At 54.9% G+C, this 15,724-nt stretch carries 18 protein-coding genes; 11 read left to right on the top strand and 7 right to left on the bottom strand.

Going from position 1 to position 15,724, the window contains the following annotated elements:
• The first annotated feature begins 83 nt into the window (after positions 1 to 83).
• Positions 84 to 683, top strand: coding sequence for a LuxR C-terminal-related transcriptional regulator (locus V1566_RS04825; protein ID WP_213329049.1), 600 nt, complete (start codon positions 84 to 86; stop codon positions 681 to 683).
• 36 nt (positions 684 to 719) lie between these two features.
• Here V1566_RS04825 and ecnB read toward each other — a convergent pair whose 3' ends face one another.
• The 3 genes from ecnB to efp form a co-directional block, all read right to left on the bottom strand.
• The gene (ecnB, locus tag V1566_RS04820) at positions 720 to 866 is read right to left on the bottom strand and encodes a lipoprotein toxin entericidin B (RefSeq protein ID WP_014168289.1); all 147 of its coding nucleotides are present in this window, start codon (positions 864 to 866) and stop codon (positions 720 to 722) included.
• Positions 867 to 974: 108 nt separating this feature from the next.
• Entirely contained in the window at positions 975 to 1,106 is a 132-nt protein-coding gene (locus V1566_RS04815; RefSeq protein WP_395305957.1) for an entericidin A/B family lipoprotein, read from the bottom strand.
• Between the two features lie 58 nt (positions 1,107 to 1,164).
• Entirely contained in the window at positions 1,165 to 1,731 is a 567-nt protein-coding gene (efp, locus tag V1566_RS04810; protein ID WP_010427766.1) for an elongation factor P, read from the bottom strand.
• A gap of 40 nt (positions 1,732 to 1,771) precedes the next feature.
• On the opposite strand from efp, the gene epmB reads away from it, so the two are divergent.
• On the top strand, positions 1,772 to 2,800 hold the full coding sequence (epmB, locus tag V1566_RS04805) for an EF-P beta-lysylation protein EpmB (protein ID WP_395305213.1): 1,029 nt from the start codon (positions 1,772 to 1,774) through the stop codon (positions 2,798 to 2,800).
• A 66-nt stretch (positions 2,801 to 2,866) separates the two neighbouring features.
• Here the strand turns inward: epmB and V1566_RS04800 are convergent, their stop codons facing one another.
• On the bottom strand, positions 2,867 to 3,220 hold the full coding sequence (locus V1566_RS04800) for a DUF4156 domain-containing protein (protein ID WP_023310115.1): 354 nt from the start codon (positions 3,218 to 3,220) through the stop codon (positions 2,867 to 2,869).
• Positions 3,221 to 3,453: 233 nt separating this feature from the next.
• Here V1566_RS04800 and V1566_RS04795 point away from each other — a divergent pair, with 233 nt between their 5' ends.
• From V1566_RS04795 to iadA, 3 genes are read left to right on the top strand one after another with little or no spacing between them, the layout of a single operon-like run.
• Entirely contained in the window at positions 3,454 to 4,119 is a 666-nt protein-coding gene (locus V1566_RS04795) for a nucleoside recognition domain-containing protein (protein ID WP_395305212.1), read from the top strand.
• Positions 4,100 to 4,561, top strand: a complete 462-nt coding sequence (locus V1566_RS04790; RefSeq protein WP_395305211.1) for a YjiG family protein — start codon at positions 4,100 to 4,102, stop codon at positions 4,559 to 4,561. The genes V1566_RS04795 and V1566_RS04790 overlap by 20 nt, the downstream gene beginning before the upstream one ends.
• 10 nt (positions 4,562 to 4,571) lie before the next feature.
• Positions 4,572 to 5,735 carry a beta-aspartyl-peptidase gene (iadA, locus tag V1566_RS04785; RefSeq protein ID WP_395305210.1) on the top strand — a complete coding sequence of 388 codons (1,164 nt, stop codon included), beginning with the start codon at positions 4,572 to 4,574 and terminating at the stop codon, positions 5,733 to 5,735.
• Positions 5,736 to 5,799: 64 nt separating this feature from the next.
• On the opposite strand, the gene groL is transcribed toward iadA, so the two are convergent.
• A complete protein-coding gene (gene groL / locus V1566_RS04780; protein ID WP_368767377.1) occupies positions 5,800 to 7,452 on the bottom strand; it encodes a chaperonin GroEL in 1,653 nt (550 codons plus the stop codon).
• 31 nt (positions 7,453 to 7,483) lie between these two features.
• The gene (locus tag V1566_RS04775; RefSeq protein WP_003855929.1) at positions 7,484 to 7,777 is read right to left on the bottom strand and encodes a co-chaperone GroES; all 294 of its coding nucleotides are present in this window, start codon (positions 7,775 to 7,777) and stop codon (positions 7,484 to 7,486) included.
• A 179-nt stretch (positions 7,778 to 7,956) separates the two neighbouring features.
• On the opposite strand from V1566_RS04775, the gene yjeH reads away from it, so the two are divergent.
• The gene (yjeH, locus tag V1566_RS04770; protein ID WP_395305209.1) at positions 7,957 to 9,207 is read left to right on the top strand and encodes an L-methionine/branched-chain amino acid transporter; all 1,251 of its coding nucleotides are present in this window, start codon (positions 7,957 to 7,959) and stop codon (positions 9,205 to 9,207) included.
• 24 nt (positions 9,208 to 9,231) lie between these two features.
• On the opposite strand, the gene V1566_RS04765 is transcribed toward yjeH, so the two are convergent.
• The gene (locus V1566_RS04765) at positions 9,232 to 9,696 is read right to left on the bottom strand and encodes an FxsA family protein (protein WP_032651318.1); all 465 of its coding nucleotides are present in this window, start codon (positions 9,694 to 9,696) and stop codon (positions 9,232 to 9,234) included.
• Positions 9,697 to 10,031: 335 nt separating this feature from the next.
• Here V1566_RS04765 and aspA point away from each other — a divergent pair, with 335 nt between their 5' ends.
• The 5 genes from aspA (at position 10,032) to V1566_RS04740 (ending at position 15,614) form a co-directional block, all read left to right on the top strand.
• Entirely contained in the window at positions 10,032 to 11,468 is a 1,437-nt protein-coding gene (aspA, locus tag V1566_RS04760; RefSeq protein WP_003855923.1) for an aspartate ammonia-lyase, read from the top strand.
• Positions 11,469 to 11,583: 115 nt separating this feature from the next.
• Positions 11,584 to 12,885, top strand: a complete 1,302-nt coding sequence (locus V1566_RS04755; RefSeq protein WP_032662382.1) for an anaerobic C4-dicarboxylate transporter — start codon at positions 11,584 to 11,586, stop codon at positions 12,883 to 12,885.
• A gap of 113 nt (positions 12,886 to 12,998) precedes the next feature.
• Entirely contained in the window at positions 12,999 to 13,322 is a 324-nt protein-coding gene (gene cutA / locus V1566_RS04750) for a divalent cation tolerance protein CutA (protein WP_014168278.1), read from the top strand.
• Positions 13,298 to 14,989, top strand: a complete 1,692-nt coding sequence (locus V1566_RS04745) for a protein-disulfide reductase DsbD (RefSeq protein WP_395305208.1) — start codon at positions 13,298 to 13,300, stop codon at positions 14,987 to 14,989. Before cutA ends, V1566_RS04745 begins: the two co-directional genes overlap by 25 nt.
• A gap of 49 nt (positions 14,990 to 15,038) precedes the next feature.
• On the top strand, positions 15,039 to 15,614 hold the full coding sequence (locus V1566_RS04740) for a transcriptional regulator (protein ID WP_395305207.1): 576 nt from the start codon (positions 15,039 to 15,041) through the stop codon (positions 15,612 to 15,614).
• Positions 15,615 to 15,724 lie beyond the last annotated feature (110 nt).

Below are 15,724 nucleotides of genomic sequence, written 5' to 3'. Positions count from 1 at the left end.
CATTTAGCACTCATCCGACTTCTCTATGATGATGTGCTTTCTGATGGCAGGAAGCCAAACCACTAGCCGACTGCGAATAAAATATGTTCAAAATTCTTTTGATTGACCGTTGTCACTTCACCCGCACGGGGTTTGAAGCATGGCTCAATCATTCCGGTTTGTTCCCGGGACACTACGTTGTGACCGGGCTGAATAATCTGTTCCTTGCCAGAGAGCACATTCTGCAATGGAAACCCACGCTGGTTATCGCTGACCTGTACGGCTTCAGGCAGGATATTCATCATTTCCAGCAGCTCTCGTCCTTGCTCAACGCCAGTGAACGCTTACCGTTTATCTTGCTGCAATCGGGAGAGGACAACGGCATGACAGACTGGCTCGGCCAGTTCCCGGTGTGGTCGTCGTTGTTGAAAAACGCCAGCCTCGGAGAAGTAGCAACGGTTATCAACGACGCATTAATTTCGCGCTCATGCGCTGAAAGGCCAACGGCAGCCGCCCCCTTGCTGACCCGGCAGGAAGAGAAAGTGCTGACATTGTGGATGGACGGCGCGAGCAATCAAAAAATTGCTGCTCACCTGAGTATCAACGGAAAAACGGTCTATACCTATAAACGCAATATCCGCATGAAACTGCATATGGATACGCGTTTCTCCCCGTTTTTATCCCTGCAGGAATCAGAAAGCTGACGGTACGAAACCCGCTGGTCCCGTACCGTGTGTTAATTACTGCTGAGCTTTTGATGCCGCGCCAGAGATTGCGCTACCACCTTCAGAAATATCCTGACCGACGCCACGCGTGGTATTACAGGCCGTTAACACTGAAGAAAGTACCAGGACTGAAAAGATCGCTGCAATTGTCTTCTTAACCATAATATCTTCCTTTTATAGCCAAAGTTGTTTTGTGTATAGCAACTTAAGAATAGACAAGATCCCGCCGGTTGACGGAAAAGGAAGCATTTTTAGGAAAATTAGACGAACTTAGCTGGCGGCGTGAGAAATGATATGACCGAGATCCTGGATATCTTGTCCCATTCCACGTGTGGTGTTACAGCCGGAGAGTAATGCGCTGGAAAGCGCTAACAGAAGCAGAATTTTAACGGTATGTTTCATCATCCCTGCCTGCAAAAATCAGGCGCAGCGGGCGCTGCGCCTTCAATCATGACGTAAATTACTTCACGCGGGACACGTATTCGCCGGAGCGGGTATCCACTTTGATCACTTCACCAGTCTGTACGAACAGTGGCACTTTAACCACTGCACCGGTAGACAGTTTGGCTGGTTTACCGCCGGTACCTGCGGTATCACCTTTCAGACCTGGATCGGTTTCAACGATTTCCAGCTCTACGAAGTTTGGTGGGGTCACAGCGATAGGCTGGCCGTTCCACAGGGTCACGATGCACTCAGCCTGATCCAGCAGCCATTTAGCGCTGTCACCTACCGCTTTCTCATCAGCAGACAGCTGTTCGAAAGTGGAGTTGTTCATGAAATGATAGAACTCACCGTCGTTGTACAGATAGGTCAGGTTCATATCAACAACATCAGCGCCTTCAGCGGAATCAGTTGACTTGAAGGTTTTCTCAACACGGGTACCGGTCAGCAGACGGCGCAGCTTAACGCGTGCGAATGCCTGGCCTTTACCTGGTTTAACGAATTCGCTGGCTTCAACCGCGTACGGTTCGCCGTCCATCATGATTTTAAGACCAGCACGAAAATCGTTGCTATAGTACGTTGCCATAAGGCCCTCTAAATTTGTTAACTGGTAGCTAAGCCACAAAATGGCGCATATTGTAACCCTAAACACCCCGTCCAGAGAAGATTGGTTATCGCAACTTGCCGATGTAATCACCAGTCCTGATGAATTGATGCGTCTTTTAGACCTCGATCAGCACCCAGAGTTGCTTGCAGGCCGCGAGGCAAAGCGCCTTTTCGCCCTGCGCGTTCCCCGTGCGTTTGTGGCGCGTATGGAGAAAGGCAACCCCGATGATCCTTTATTAAAACAAACGCTTACTTCGCAGGATGAGTTTGTCACCGCGCCGGGTTATAGCACCGACCCACTGGAAGAGCAGAACAGCGTGGTGCCGGGTTTACTGCACAAGTATCTCAACCGCGCCCTGCTGCTGGTAAAAGGCGGCTGCGCGGTAAATTGTCGTTATTGCTTCCGTCGGCACTTCCCGTATGCCGAAAACCAGGGCAATAAACGCAACTGGCAGGTCGCGCTGGACTATATCGCCGCCCATCCGGAGCTGGATGAGATTATTTTTTCCGGCGGAGACCCGCTGATGGCGAAAGATCATGAGCTGGACTGGCTGCTGACCGAGCTTGAAGCCATCCCGCACATTAAGCGCCTGCGCATTCACAGCCGTTTACCGATTGTCATTCCGGCACGTATCACGGACGGCCTGGTGTCACGCCTGGAGCAGTCTCGCTTGCAGGTGCTGCTGGTGAACCATATCAACCACGCGAACGAAATTGACGATGCGTTTCGCGCGGCGATGGCGCGACTGCGTAAAGCGGGCGTGACGCTGCTGAACCAGAGCGTCCTGCTGCGCGGCGTGAATGATAGCGCCCGCGTGCTGGCCGACCTGAGCAATGCCCTGTTTGATGCGGGCGTGATGCCCTATTACCTGCACGTGCTGGATCGCGTTCAGGGCGCGGCCCATTTCATGGTGACGGATGAAGAAGCCCGTAAGATCATGCGCGAACTGTTAACGCTGGTTTCAGGCTATATGGTGCCGAAGCTGGCACGCGAGATTGGCGGAGAGCCGAGCAAGACGCCGCTGGATTTGCAACTGCGGCAGAACTAAAAAGGCAGGTGGCGCTACGCTTACCTGCCCTACGGGGTCCGGGCGCAGCGCCATCAGCAAGTTAACTCAGTTCGGGCACTTGTAGACCTGGCCGTTCATCTGGCTGGCGGTCGGCACGAAGCTGGACAGCATACTCTGCGTTGGGCTGCTCACGCCGTAAATCACGTTACCGCCCATCGCCGCAGCCTGGTTACGCAGGGCATTCGCCGCACCGCGCATAGAACCGCCTTCTTCGCCATGCTGACCTGACATCCAGTTACTTTGCTCACCGGTTGCCGTGCCTAACAGCTGGCATTCACTGCCAGGCTTATCTTCCACAAAGCGAACGCCCTGGCCCGCTGCCGACAGCTCATTGCTGGAGCTACACCCCGCCAGCAGCAGTGCTGCCCCTACAATCCCTGCACAGACTTTTACGCGCATGTTATTCCTCGTTTTCAATAAGCTGGACAGTAGTTGTCCGTGTCTCAATCTTATACCTAAAAGATGACCAAAAGAAAAACCCCCGAGCATTTCTGCGAGCCAGATTCCGCACGGTACTCCTCCGACATCTTAAATGAATTCTGATAATGCCCTTTGGGATATCGTGTTTTAGCCCCCGATCGTTTTTAGTGGTGCGATGTACAACTTTTATACGCAACTAAAAAGGGGGGTTCATGAGTGCATCATCCTCAGGAGAGGAAAAAGTGTCATGGTTGGGCTATCTGGCATTTATCCTTACCATCATATTTTTCTCGGGCTTTTTCGCTAAAAGTACCGAATGGTGGCGGGTGCTGGATTTTACCGTCTTAAACGGCAGCTTTGGTCCAGTGAACGGTGCGCTAACGTTTCGTGGCACGGGCGGCACGGGGGCGAAAGACGGCTTCTTGTTTGCCCTTGAACTGGCGCCTTCAGTCATTTTATCGCTCGGAATCATTGCGGTCACCGAGGGGCTGGGTGGGCTGCGCGCCGCACAACAGTTAATGACACCCATTTTGCGCCCGCTGCTTGGCGTCCCGGGCATCTGCTCTCTGGCGCTTATCGCCAACCTACAAAACACAGATGCAGCCGCAGGGATGACCAAAGAGTTGACCGACGAAGGGGCAATTACTGACCATGAACGAGCCATTTTCGCCACCTTCCAGACCAGCGGTAGCGCCATCATTACCAACTATTTTTCTTCCGGTGCAGCACTCTTTACCTTCATCACCGTCCCGGTGATTACGCCGCTTGCCGTTATTCTGGTGTTCAAATTTGTTGGCGCGAATTTCCTGCGTCTGTGGATCGCCCAAATGGAAGAGCGCCGCATTCAGGAGGAAAAAAATGATCGCACAGCCGCGTAAAAATATCATGGACATGTTTATTGATGGCGCTCGCCGTGGCTTTACCATCGCCACCACCAGTCTGCTGCCGAACGTGGTTATGGCGTTTGTCATTATTCAGGCGCTCAAGGTAACCGGCCTGCTGGATATTGTTGGCAGGGTATGCGAGCCGATCATGGCGCTGTGGGGGCTTCCGGGCGCTGCGGCGACGGTCCTTCTGGCCTCGGTGATGAGCATGGGAGGCGGTGTGGGAGTCTGCGCCAGCCTGGTCGCCGCCGGCACGCTCAACGGTCACGATGCTACCATCCTGCTTCCCGCGATCTATCTGATGGGCAATCCGGTACAAAACACGGGCCGTTGCCTGGGGACCGCCGGGGTGAACCCAAAATATTACCCGCACATTATTACTGTTTGCGTTATTAATGCCCTGCTCTCAATGTGGGTGATGCAGCTACTCTTCTAAGGAGATAAAAATGGATTTTTCAGTGCTGGAACCCCATTTTTTCCGCAATGCGCATCTTTACGCTCCGGAGGACCAGGGGCATTGTGACCTGCTGATTGCCGGGGGCAAAATCGTCGCGATCGAAAAAACGGACAACTCAGCGACGAGGCTAGACTGCCCTGAAAGCGATCTCGACGGGGCGGTGGTTTGTCCGGGATTTATCGATCAGCACGTGCACCTGATCGGCGGCGGCGGTGAAGCCGGCCCGCATACCCGTACGCCGGAGGTGCGGTTGTCTGCGCTGGTGGCAGCTGGCATCACTTCCGTTGTGGGCCTGCTGGGCACCGACGGCGTGACCCGCCATCCCGAGTCGCTGTTGGCAAAAACGCGGGCGCTTGAGTACGAAGGGATCAGTGCCTGGATGCTGACAGGCGCATACGGGCTGCCGTCTCCGACGATTACCGGCAGTATCGAAAAGGATGTGGCGCTGATTGATAAAATCATTGGTGTGAAATGCGCGATTTCCGACCATCGCTCTTCTGCACCTGCAGATGACCAGCTCGCGAATATGGCCGCTCAGTCGCGCGTCGGAGGGCTTCTGGGCGCCAAAGCGGGCGTATCCGTGTTTCATCTCGGCAACAGCCCGACGCTGCTGGAGCCGCTGTTTAACATCCTGAATAACGCCGACGTTCCCCGCACGAAACTGCTTCCAACTCACGTCAACCGCGCTCAGGCGCTGTTCCTGGCCGCGCTGAACTATGCACGCCAAGGGGGCTACATCGATATCACCACCAGCATTCGTGAACCCATTGATGCCGCCACCGCCATCGTGGCGGCTCGTGAAGCGCAGGTGCCGTTTAACCGTCTCACCCTCAGCTCGGACGGTAACGGCAGCCAGCCGAATTTTGATGCGAACGGCAATCTGGTGGGCATTGGCGTAGCCGGGTTCGAATCTCTGCTTGAGACACTGCAGCAGTTGGTCAGCCGGTATCACCTGCCGCTTGAGGAGGCGCTTCTACCGTTTACGCGTAACGTGGCGGAGTTTCTCGGTCTGGAGCATAAGGGGCGGATCGCACCCGGTTGCGATGCCGATATCCTGGTGCTAACGGATGACCTGAAGATCCACGAGGTCTGGGCGAAAGGCCGTCAGATGGTGCGTGAAGGTGTTGTGTGCGTGAAAGGGACATTTGAGTAGCGGCAATAAAAAACCCCGGGCATCGCTGCCCGGGGTTCGTTCTGAGAGGTTCAGAACAACACGATTACATCATGCCGCCCATGCCACCCATGCCACCCATGCCGCCCATGCCAGCAGCACCTAAGTCAGGTGCATCGCCTTTAGGCAGGTCGGTTACCATGCACTCGGTGGTGATCATCAGGCCAGCAACAGATGCCGCATACTGCAGAGCAGAACGGGTCACTTTAGTTGGGTCCAGGATACCGAAGTCGATCATGTTGCCGTATTCTTCAGTTGCTGCGTTGTAACCGTAGTTACCTTCGCCCGCTTTCACGTTGTTGGTCACAACAGATGGCTCTTCACCGGCGTTAGACACGATCTGACGCAGAGGCGCTTCCATTGCGCGCAGCGCAACTTTGATACCCACGTTCTGATCTTCGTTCTGTGCGGTCAGGCCTGCCAGCTTAGCGGCAACACGCACCAGCGCAACACCACCACCAGCAACCACGCCTTCTTCTACCGCAGCACGGGTCGCGTGCAGGGCATCGTCAACGCGTGCTTTTTTCTCTTTCATTTCAACTTCGGTCGCCGCACCGACTTTGATTACCGCAACGCCGCCAGCCAGTTTCGCTACGCGCTCCTGCAGTTTTTCACGGTCGTAATCGGAAGTCGCTTCTTCGATCTGCTTACGGATCTGACCTACGCGGCCCTGAATAGCGGCTTCTTCACCCACGCCATCGATGATGGTGGTGGTGTCTTTGTTGATCACAACGCGTTTCGCCTGGCCCAGGTCTTCCAGGGTCGCTTTTTCCAGCTCCATACCGATCTCTTCAGAGATCACGGTACCGCCGGTCAGGGTAGCGATATCCTGCAGCATCGCTTTACGGCGATCGCCGAAGCCAGGTGCTTTAACCGCAGCCACTTTCACGATGCCGCGCATGGTGTTAACCACCAGGGTCGCCAGCGCTTCGCCTTCAACGTCTTCAGCGATAATAACCAGCGGCTTGCCTGCTTTCGCAACGGCTTCCAGCACTGGCAGCATTTCGCGGATGTTGGAGATTTTCTTGTCAGCCAGCAGGATGAACGGGCTTTCCAGCTCAACAGCGCCAGTCTCTGGCTTGTTGATGAAATATGGGGACAGGTAACCGCGGTCGAACTGCATACCTTCAACCACGTCCAGTTCGTCTTCCAGACCGGTACCGTCTTCAACGGTGATCACGCCTTCTTTACCGACTTTGTCCATCGCTTCAGCGATCAGTTTACCTACAGTTTCGTCGGAGTTAGCGGAGATGGTACCAACCTGAGCAATGGCTTTAGAGTCAGAGCACGGTACGGACAGCGCTTTCAGTTCTTCAACAGCGGCAGTGACAGCTTTGTCGATACCGCGTTTCAGATCCATTGGGTTCATGCCCGCAGCAACGGCTTTCAGACCTTCGGTGATGATCGCCTGCGCCAGTACGGTCGCGGTGGTGGTACCGTCGCCTGCAGCGTCGTTCGCTTTAGAGGCAACTTCTTTCACCATCTGCGCGCCCATGTTTTCGAACTTGTCTTCCAGCTCGATTTCACGTGCTACTGAAACACCATCTTTGGTAATGGTTGGCGCGCCGAAGGATTTATCCAGCACTACGTTACGGCCTTTCGGGCCCAGGGTCACTTTAACTGCATCTGCCAGTACGTTTACGCCGCGGAGCATTTTTACACGAGCGTCGTTACCGAATTTTACGTCTTTAGCTGCCATGTTCTTATTTCCTCAAATTCTCGTGCGTAAATTACGCTTCAACAATTGCCAGAATGTCGCTCTCGGACATGATCAACACTTCTTCATTGTCGATCTTCTCGGATTTCACGCCGTAGCCATCGTTGAAAATTACGATGTCACCAACTTTAACGTCCAGTGGCTGCACAGTTCCGTTTTCCAGGATGCGGCCCTTACCGACAGCGATGATTTCGCCACGCGTTGATTTGGCTGCTGCAGAACCGGTCAGAACGATGCCGCCAGCAGACTTGGTTTCAACTTCTTTACGTTTGACGATCACACGATCATGTAACGGACGAATACTCATTGATAGCTCTCCTTTGAGAAAGTCATTATCAGTTATGGATGACGCCGGCCCGCATGCGGTTTTCCGACTAGTGCCCTGAGAGATGGGGATAGCTTTTTACCCCTTCAAGGGGGAGTCGAAAAAAAAATTTGCGAAAGTGTTACCATCGCCTCTCTTTTGGTACTGGCAGGGCGATGTCAATGAGTGGACTCAAGCAGGAGTTGGGGCTGGCGCAGGGCGTTGGACTGCTCTCAACCTCCTTGTTAGGTACGGGCGTGTTTGCGGTACCCGCGCTGGCGGCGCTGGTGGCTGGAGATAATAGCCTGTGGGCGTGGCCAGCGCTGATTGTACTGGTTTTCCCGATAGCCATTGTGTTTGCCATCCTGGGGCGGCATTTCCCTAGCGCGGGCGGCGTGGCGCACTTTGTCGGCCTGGCCTTTGGCCCGCGACTGCAGCGCGTCACCGGCTGGCTGTTTCTCTCCGTCATTCCGGTTGGCCTTCCTGCGGCGCTGCACATTGCGACTGGCTTTGGTCAGGCGCTGTTTGGCTGGCATAACGAGCAGTTATTGCTGGCCGAACTGGGTACGCTGGCTATCGTCTGGTGGGTAGGCTCTCGCGGAGCCCGCTCCAGCGCCAATCTTCAGACGCTGGTTGCGGTGCTGATTGTCGCGCTCGTTGCCGCTATCTGGTGGGCGGGCGATATCACAATCAAGGAAATTCCCTTCCCGGCGGTGACAGACGTCGACCATTCACAGCTTTTCGCCGCGCTCTCCGTCATGTTCTGGTGTTTTGTGGGTCTGGAAGCCTTTGCCCATCTGGCGTCGGAATTTAAGCGACCTGAGCGCGATTTCCCCCGCGCGCTGATGATAGGCCTGCTGCTGGCAGGCACGGTCTATTGGGCGTGTACCGTGCTGGTATTACACTTCAACGCGTTCGGTGCGGATCTCGCCGCTGCTGCATCGCTGCCGGGTATCGTGGTGGAACTATTCGGCGTGAAGGCGCTGTGGATCGCCTGCGTCATTGGCTATCTGGCCTGTTTTGCCAGCCTGAATATTTATATCCAGAGCTTTGCGCGGCTGGTGTGGTCGCAGGCGCTCGACAAACCTGAGAATCGCCTCGCGCGCCTGTCTAAACGCCAGCTTCCGCTGAATGCCCTGAATGCCGTACTGGGCTGCTGCGTGTTGAGCACGCTGTGTATTTACGCGCTGAAGATCAATCTGGACGCGCTGATCGTCTACGCCAACGGTATTTTCATCATGATCTACCTGCTGTGCATGCTGGCGGGATGTCGCTTGCTGAAAGGTCGTTATAAAACACTGGCGGTCGTCGGAGCCGTGCTTTGCCTGCTGTTGCTGGCGATGGTGGGATGGAAGAGTCTGTACGCGATTGTCATGCTGCCAGGGCTGTGGCTGTTTTTGCCGAAGCGCGGTGCGCTGCCGGAGGCCCGGTAAGCGAAGCGCCACCGGGCAACAACATCACCGATCGTCTTTATGGTCTAAACGGTCGTGCTGTTCATCTTTACGCTGATACTCCCCTTCAAAGGTATCGCCCGGCCCGGTGCTGAACCCGCCCCCCGGCATACGGCTAAAGCGCAAATGCGGCAACAGCTTCATGGTCAGGTGTTTTTGCACCGGCGGCAGAAGCAGCAGAAGGCCGAGGAAGTCGGTGAAGAACCCCGGCAGGATCAGCAGCAGCCCCGCAATAATCAGCGATACGCTTTTGATCATCTCCGCCGCCGGGCTTTCGCCTGCGGCCATCTTCTCCTGCATTAACAGGAAATTTTTGAAACCCTGATTACGCACCAGCGACATGCCGATGACGGAGGTGAAAATCACCAGAATCAGCGTCAGCAGGACGCCCAGCACATGGGCAACCTGGATGAAAATGGAAATCTCAATGTAAACATAGAGAAAGAAAGCAATAAACGGTATCCAGCGCACTGGCATCTCCTGTGTCGCAAGGGCCGTCGGGCCCCTGTCTGAATGTGTTCGCGACGCGCGTCTGTATGAAATGGTGACGGTTAGCGAAAATTCAATCAGTTTGCACGGATATTTTTTTTGGAAATATTAAAGCGGTGACCCATTTCACAGATTAATAATTATCATGGAATCGGCTCGATAATAAGTGATCCAGCTTACGGCAATTCGCTATCATCAGCATATGATCTCGAGCATCTGGCTGATTGAGGGAATAATCGTCGGCCAGAAAATATTCAAAACCACATAAATACTGTGTGTTTAGTACAATCCATCGGCAGCTTGAAAAGAAGGTTCACATGTTAAACAACATTCGTATCGAAGAAGACTTGTTGGGTACCAGGGAAGTTCCAGCGGATGCCTACTACGGTGTTCACACTCTGAGAGCGATTGAAAACTTCTACATCAGCAACAGCAAAATCAGCGACATCCCTGAGTTTGTCCGTGGCATGGTGATGGTGAAGAAAGCCGCAGCGCTGGCCAACAAAGAGCTGCAAACCATTCCTAAAAGCGCGGCAAATGCGATTATCGCGGCCTGCGATGAAGTGCTGAACAACGGCAAATGCATGGACCAGTTCCCGGTTGACGTCTATCAGGGCGGCGCGGGCACCTCCGTCAACATGAATACTAACGAAGTACTGGCAAACATTGGCCTGGAGCTGATGGGTCACCAGAAAGGTGAATACCAGTACCTGAACCCGAACGACCACGTTAACAAATGCCAGTCCACCAACGACGCCTACCCTACCGGCTTCCGTATCGCGGTGTATGCCTCTGTAGTGAAACTGGTAGATGCGATCAACCAGTTGGGTGATGGCTTCCAGCGTAAAGCGGTTGAGTTCCAGGACATCCTGAAAATGGGTCGTACCCAGCTGCAGGACGCGGTGCCGATGACGCTCGGCCAGGAATTCCACGCGTTTAACGTGCTGCTTAACGAAGAGACCAAAAACCTGCTGCGCACCTCCGAGCTGCTGCTGGAAGTGAACCTGGGCGCAACCGCCATCGGTACACGTCTGAACACCCCGGATGGCTATCAGCAGCTGGCGGTACAGAAGCTGGCTGAAGTCTCTAACCTGCCGGTTGTGCCTGCTGAAGACCTGATTGAAGCCACCTCAGACTGCGGCGCCTACGTCATGGTTCACAGCGCCCTGAAACGTCTGGCAGTGAAACTGTCTAAAATCTGTAACGACCTGCGCCTGCTCTCTTCCGGTCCGCGCGCTGGCCTGAACGAAATCAACCTGCCAGAACTGCAGGCCGGTTCGTCCATCATGCCAGCCAAGGTGAACCCGGTTGTGCCAGAAGTGGTGAACCAGGTTTGCTTCAAAGTCATCGGCAACGATACAACCGTGACCATGGCCTCTGAAGCCGGTCAGCTGCAGCTGAACGTGATGGAGCCAGTGATTGGCCAGGCGATGTTTGAATCCATTCATATCCTGACCAACGCCTGCTACAACCTGCTGGAAAAATGCATTAACGGCATCACGGCGAATAAAGAAGTCTGTGAGGGTTATGTCTATAACTCCATCGGGATCGTCACCTACCTCAACCCGTTCATCGGTCACCACAACGGTGACATCGTCGGTAAGATTTGCGCCGAAACCGGTAAGAGCGTACGTGAAGTGGTGCTGGAGCGCGGGCTGTTGACCGAAGCTGAGCTGGACGATATCTTCTCGGCCCAGAACCTGATGCACCCGGCATATAAAGCAAAACGATATACCGATGAAAGCGAACAGTAACCGTTCTGGCTAGGCTTCTTAAGGCACGTCACTTGTGACGTGCCTTTTTTCTTTTTAGGCGTTACCAAAATACAACAATTCAATATCAACTTGTTAATAAGCAAGGAAGGTCCTTATGTTTGGAGCAGAACTCGTCATCGTCTTGTTGGCGATTTATTTGGGAGCAAGACTCGGGGGTATCGGCATCGGTTTTGCTGGCGGTCTCGGGGTGCTCGTTCTTACCCTTATCTTTCAGATTAAACCCGGCGCAATCCCGTTTGACGTTATCGAAATCATCATGGCAGTTATTGCCGCTATCGCCGCCATGCAGGTGGCAGGCGGTATGGACTACCTGGTGAGCCTGGCGGAGCGTATGCTGCGCCGCCATCCAAAATACATCACCTTCCTTGCCCCGCTGGTGACCTGGTTTATGACCATTCTCGCCGGTACGGGCCACACCGCCTTCTCTACGCTGCCGGTGATTACCGAAGTGGCGAAAGAGCAGGGTATCCGTCCGTCTCGTCCGCTCTCTATTGCCGTCGTCGCGTCCCAGATTGCGATTACCGCCTCGCCGATTTCCGCTGCGGTGGTCTTCTTCGCCGGAATCCTTGAGCCGATGGGCGTGAGCTATCTGACGCTGCTGGCGATCTGTATCCCGGTGACGCTGATTGCGGTGATGATTACTGCCGTGCTGTGTAACTTCCTCGGTGCCGAACTGAAAGACGATCCGGTTTATCAGGAACGCCTGGCCAAGGGTGAAGTGAAACTGCGCGGCAGCCAGGTCTTCGAACTGAAACCGCATGCGAAACGCTCCGTGCTGCTGTTCCTGATTGGCATTGTCGCCGTCATGTTCTACGCAACCGCTATCAGCGATACCGTGGGCCTGATCCAGAACCCGGTCCTGCCGCGTAACGAAGCGATTGTGGTGTTTATGCTAACCATCGCGACGCTGATTAGCATCACCTGTAAAATTGACACCAGCGAAGTGCTGAACGCCAGCACCTTCAAATCCGGTATGAGCGCCTGCGTGTGCGTCCTCGGCGTAGCCTGGCTTGGTGATACCTTCGTGAAAGCGCACATCAGCGACATTCAGACTGTAGCAGGCGACCTGCTGCACAACTACCCGTGGCTGCTGGCTGTGGTGCTGTTCTTTGCCGCTACCCTGCTTTACTCCCAGGCGGCGACCACCAAAGCGCTGATGCCTGCGGCACTGATGCTGGGCGTTACCCCGCTGACGGCGATTGCCTCTTTCGCGGCGGTATCTGCCCTGTTCGTTCTGCCAACCTACCCAACCTTGCTGGCGGCGGTGGAGATGGACGACACCGGTTCAACCCGTATCGGTAAGTATGTGTTTAACCATGCGTTCCTGATCCCGGGCGTGGTCGCCATTTCACTTTGCGTGATCCTCGGCTTTATCATTGGCGGCGTGGTGCTGTAAACGGTGAGTGGTTGTAAAAATAGTTAAAATCGGGCCGCTCTGCGGCCCGTTTCATTAATGACCAACCGCCTTGCGTGATATAGTGAAACCTTTCGTGATGAGGAGGTCGACTTGTGAACACGCCTGATGCTGTTGTCGTACTGTGTACCGCCCCTGATGAAGCCTCTGCCCAGGATCTCGCCGCCAAAGTGCTGGCCGAAAAACTGGCTGCCTGCGTGACGCTCCTCCCCGGTGCCACCTCCCTTTATTACTGGGAAGGCAAGCTGGAGCAGGAGTACGAAGTCCAGATGTTGCTCAAAACTAATCTGGCGAATCAGCAGGCACTCCTGGACTGCCTCAAATCTCATCATCCTTACCAAACCCCGGAACTGCTGGTCTTGCCCGTGGTTCATGGCGATAACGACTATCTCTCATGGCTCAACGCTTCTTTACGCTGATCCTGCTGCTGTGCAGCACATCAGCTTTTGCCGGGTTGTTTGACGCGCCCGGCCGTTCGAACTTCATCCCTGCCGACCAGGCGTTTGTTTTCGATTTTCAGCAAAACCAGCACGATCTCAATCTTACCTGGCAGGTGAAAGAGGGCTATTACCTCTATCGCAAGCAGGTGAGCATTACCCCTGCCCAGGCAAACGTGGGCGCATTACAGTTGCCCGCTGGCGAGTGGCACGAGGACGAGTTCTACGGCAAGAGTGAAATCTACCGCCAGCGCTTAAGCGTCCCCGTCACGGTGAATCAGGCAGATAAAGGCGCGACGTTGACGGTAACCTATCAGGGGTGCGCGGACGCCGGATTCTGCTATCCACCGGAAACGAAGGTCGTTCCGCTCAGCGAAGTTAAGGCTGCCGCCGCCTTTACCCCTCTCCCCTCGGGCGAGACAAACGAAGAGCGGACAGATCTTCCGTTCTCAGCGCTTTGGGCCTTGCTGATCGGTATCGGCATTGCCTTTACGCCGTGCGTGCTGCCGATGTATCCGCTCATCTCTGGCATCGTGCTGGGCGGTAAGCAACGGCTTTCCACCGCACGCGCCCTGCTGTTGGCCTTTATTTATGTGCAGGGCATGGCGTTGACCTACACAGCCCTTGGCCTTGTGGTTGCCGCTGCCGGGTTACAGTTCCAGGCCGCACTGCAGCATCCTTTCGTCCTTATTGGCTTGTCGGTGGTCTTCATCCTGCTGGCACTGTCGATGTTCGGCCTGTTTACCCTGCAGTTACCGTCGGCTCTGCAGACTCGCTTAACGCTGATGAGTAACCGCCAGCAGGGTGGCTCGGCGAGTGGGGTATTCGCGATGGGAGCCATCGCCGGCTTGATTTGTTCCCCTTGCACCACCGCACCGCTGAGCGCCATCCTGCTCTATATCGCCCAGAGCGGCAATATGTGGCTCGGCGGCGGAACGTTGTACCTGTATGCCCTGGGCATGGGCCTGCCGCTGATTCTGGTCACGGTTTTCGGCAATCGACTGCTGCCGAAGAGCGGCCCGTGGATGGAGACGGTGAAAACCGCGTTTGGCTTTGTGATTCTGGCGCTGCCGGTGTTCCTCCTTGAGCGTATCATCGGTGACGTCTGGGGCTTGCGCCTGTGGGCGATGCTCGGCGTAACATTCTTTGCCTGGGCGTTTATCGTCAGCCTGGGGACGAAAAAGCCATGGATGCGCCTGGTGCAAATCCTGCTGCTGGCTGCCGCGTTGGTGAGCGTACGCCCTCTGCAGGACTGGGCGTTCGGCACACCGATGGGTCAGACACAGGCGCATCTGAACTTCACCCAGATTAAAAACGTGGATGAACTCAACAGCGCCCTTGCAGAGGCAAAAGACAAACCGGTGATGCTCGATCTCTATGCCGACTGGTGTGTCGCCTGCAAAGAGTTTGAAAAATATACCTTTAGCGATCCACAGGTGCAACGCGCCCTGAAAGAGACCGTTTTGCTCCAGGCGAACGTGACCGCTAATAATGCGCAGGATAAGGCTCTGCTGAAGCAGCTTAACGTGCTCGGGCTGCCAACCATTCTGTTCTTCAATCAACAGGGCCAGGAGCAGCCAGAACAGCGTGTAACCGGGTTTATGGATGCAGCGGCATTTAACACGCATTTGCGCAATCGCCAACCGTAAACAACACTTTAAACGGGACAAACCGTTGGGAATAGCGGAGGAGATAACCGTGCAACGTGAAGACGTACTGGGACAAGCCCTGCAACTACTTGAGATTCAAGGGATCGCCAGCACCACGCTTGAGATGGTAGCCGACCGTATCGATTACCCCGTGGATGATCTTAAGCGCTTCTGGCCGGATAAAGAGGCGCTCGTTTATGATGCCCTGCGCTATCTCAGCCAGCAGGTTGATGTCTGGCGCAGGCAACTGATGCTGAATGAAGAACTGACTGCGGAACAAAAACTGCTGGCGCGCTATACCGCCCTGACGGAATGTGTCAGCAACAACCGGTACCCGGGCTGTCTGTTCATCGCTGCCTGCACTTATTTTCCCGACCCAGGCCATCCTATCCACCAGTTGGCGGAGCAGCAAAAACGGGCTGCGCATGACTTCACTCACGAGCTGCTGACCACGCTGGAAGTCGATGATCCGGCGATGGTGGCGAAGCAGATGGAGCTGGTGCTGGAAGGTTGCCTGAGCCGCATGCTGGTGAACCGTAGCCAGGCCGATGTGGATACGGCGCACCGACTGGCGGAAGATATTCTGCGCTTTGCTCAGTGCCGTATGGGCGGGGCGTTGACGTAAGCGAACCTGTTAAATTAGACGTATTCGGCGCGTAAACCGCCAGATTGCCGTAAACTTAAGCAGTTGAACAGCTTTTCCCGAAATAATGTTGACGCTCGAGCGTGATTGCG

The organism is Enterobacter sp. ECC-019, assembly GCF_043974075.1.
Lineage (GTDB): Bacteria > Pseudomonadota > Gammaproteobacteria > Enterobacterales > Enterobacteriaceae > Enterobacter > Enterobacter asburiae_D.
Note: the sequence above shows the minus strand (reverse complement) of the source record. Positions and strands in the feature narration are given on the sequence as shown.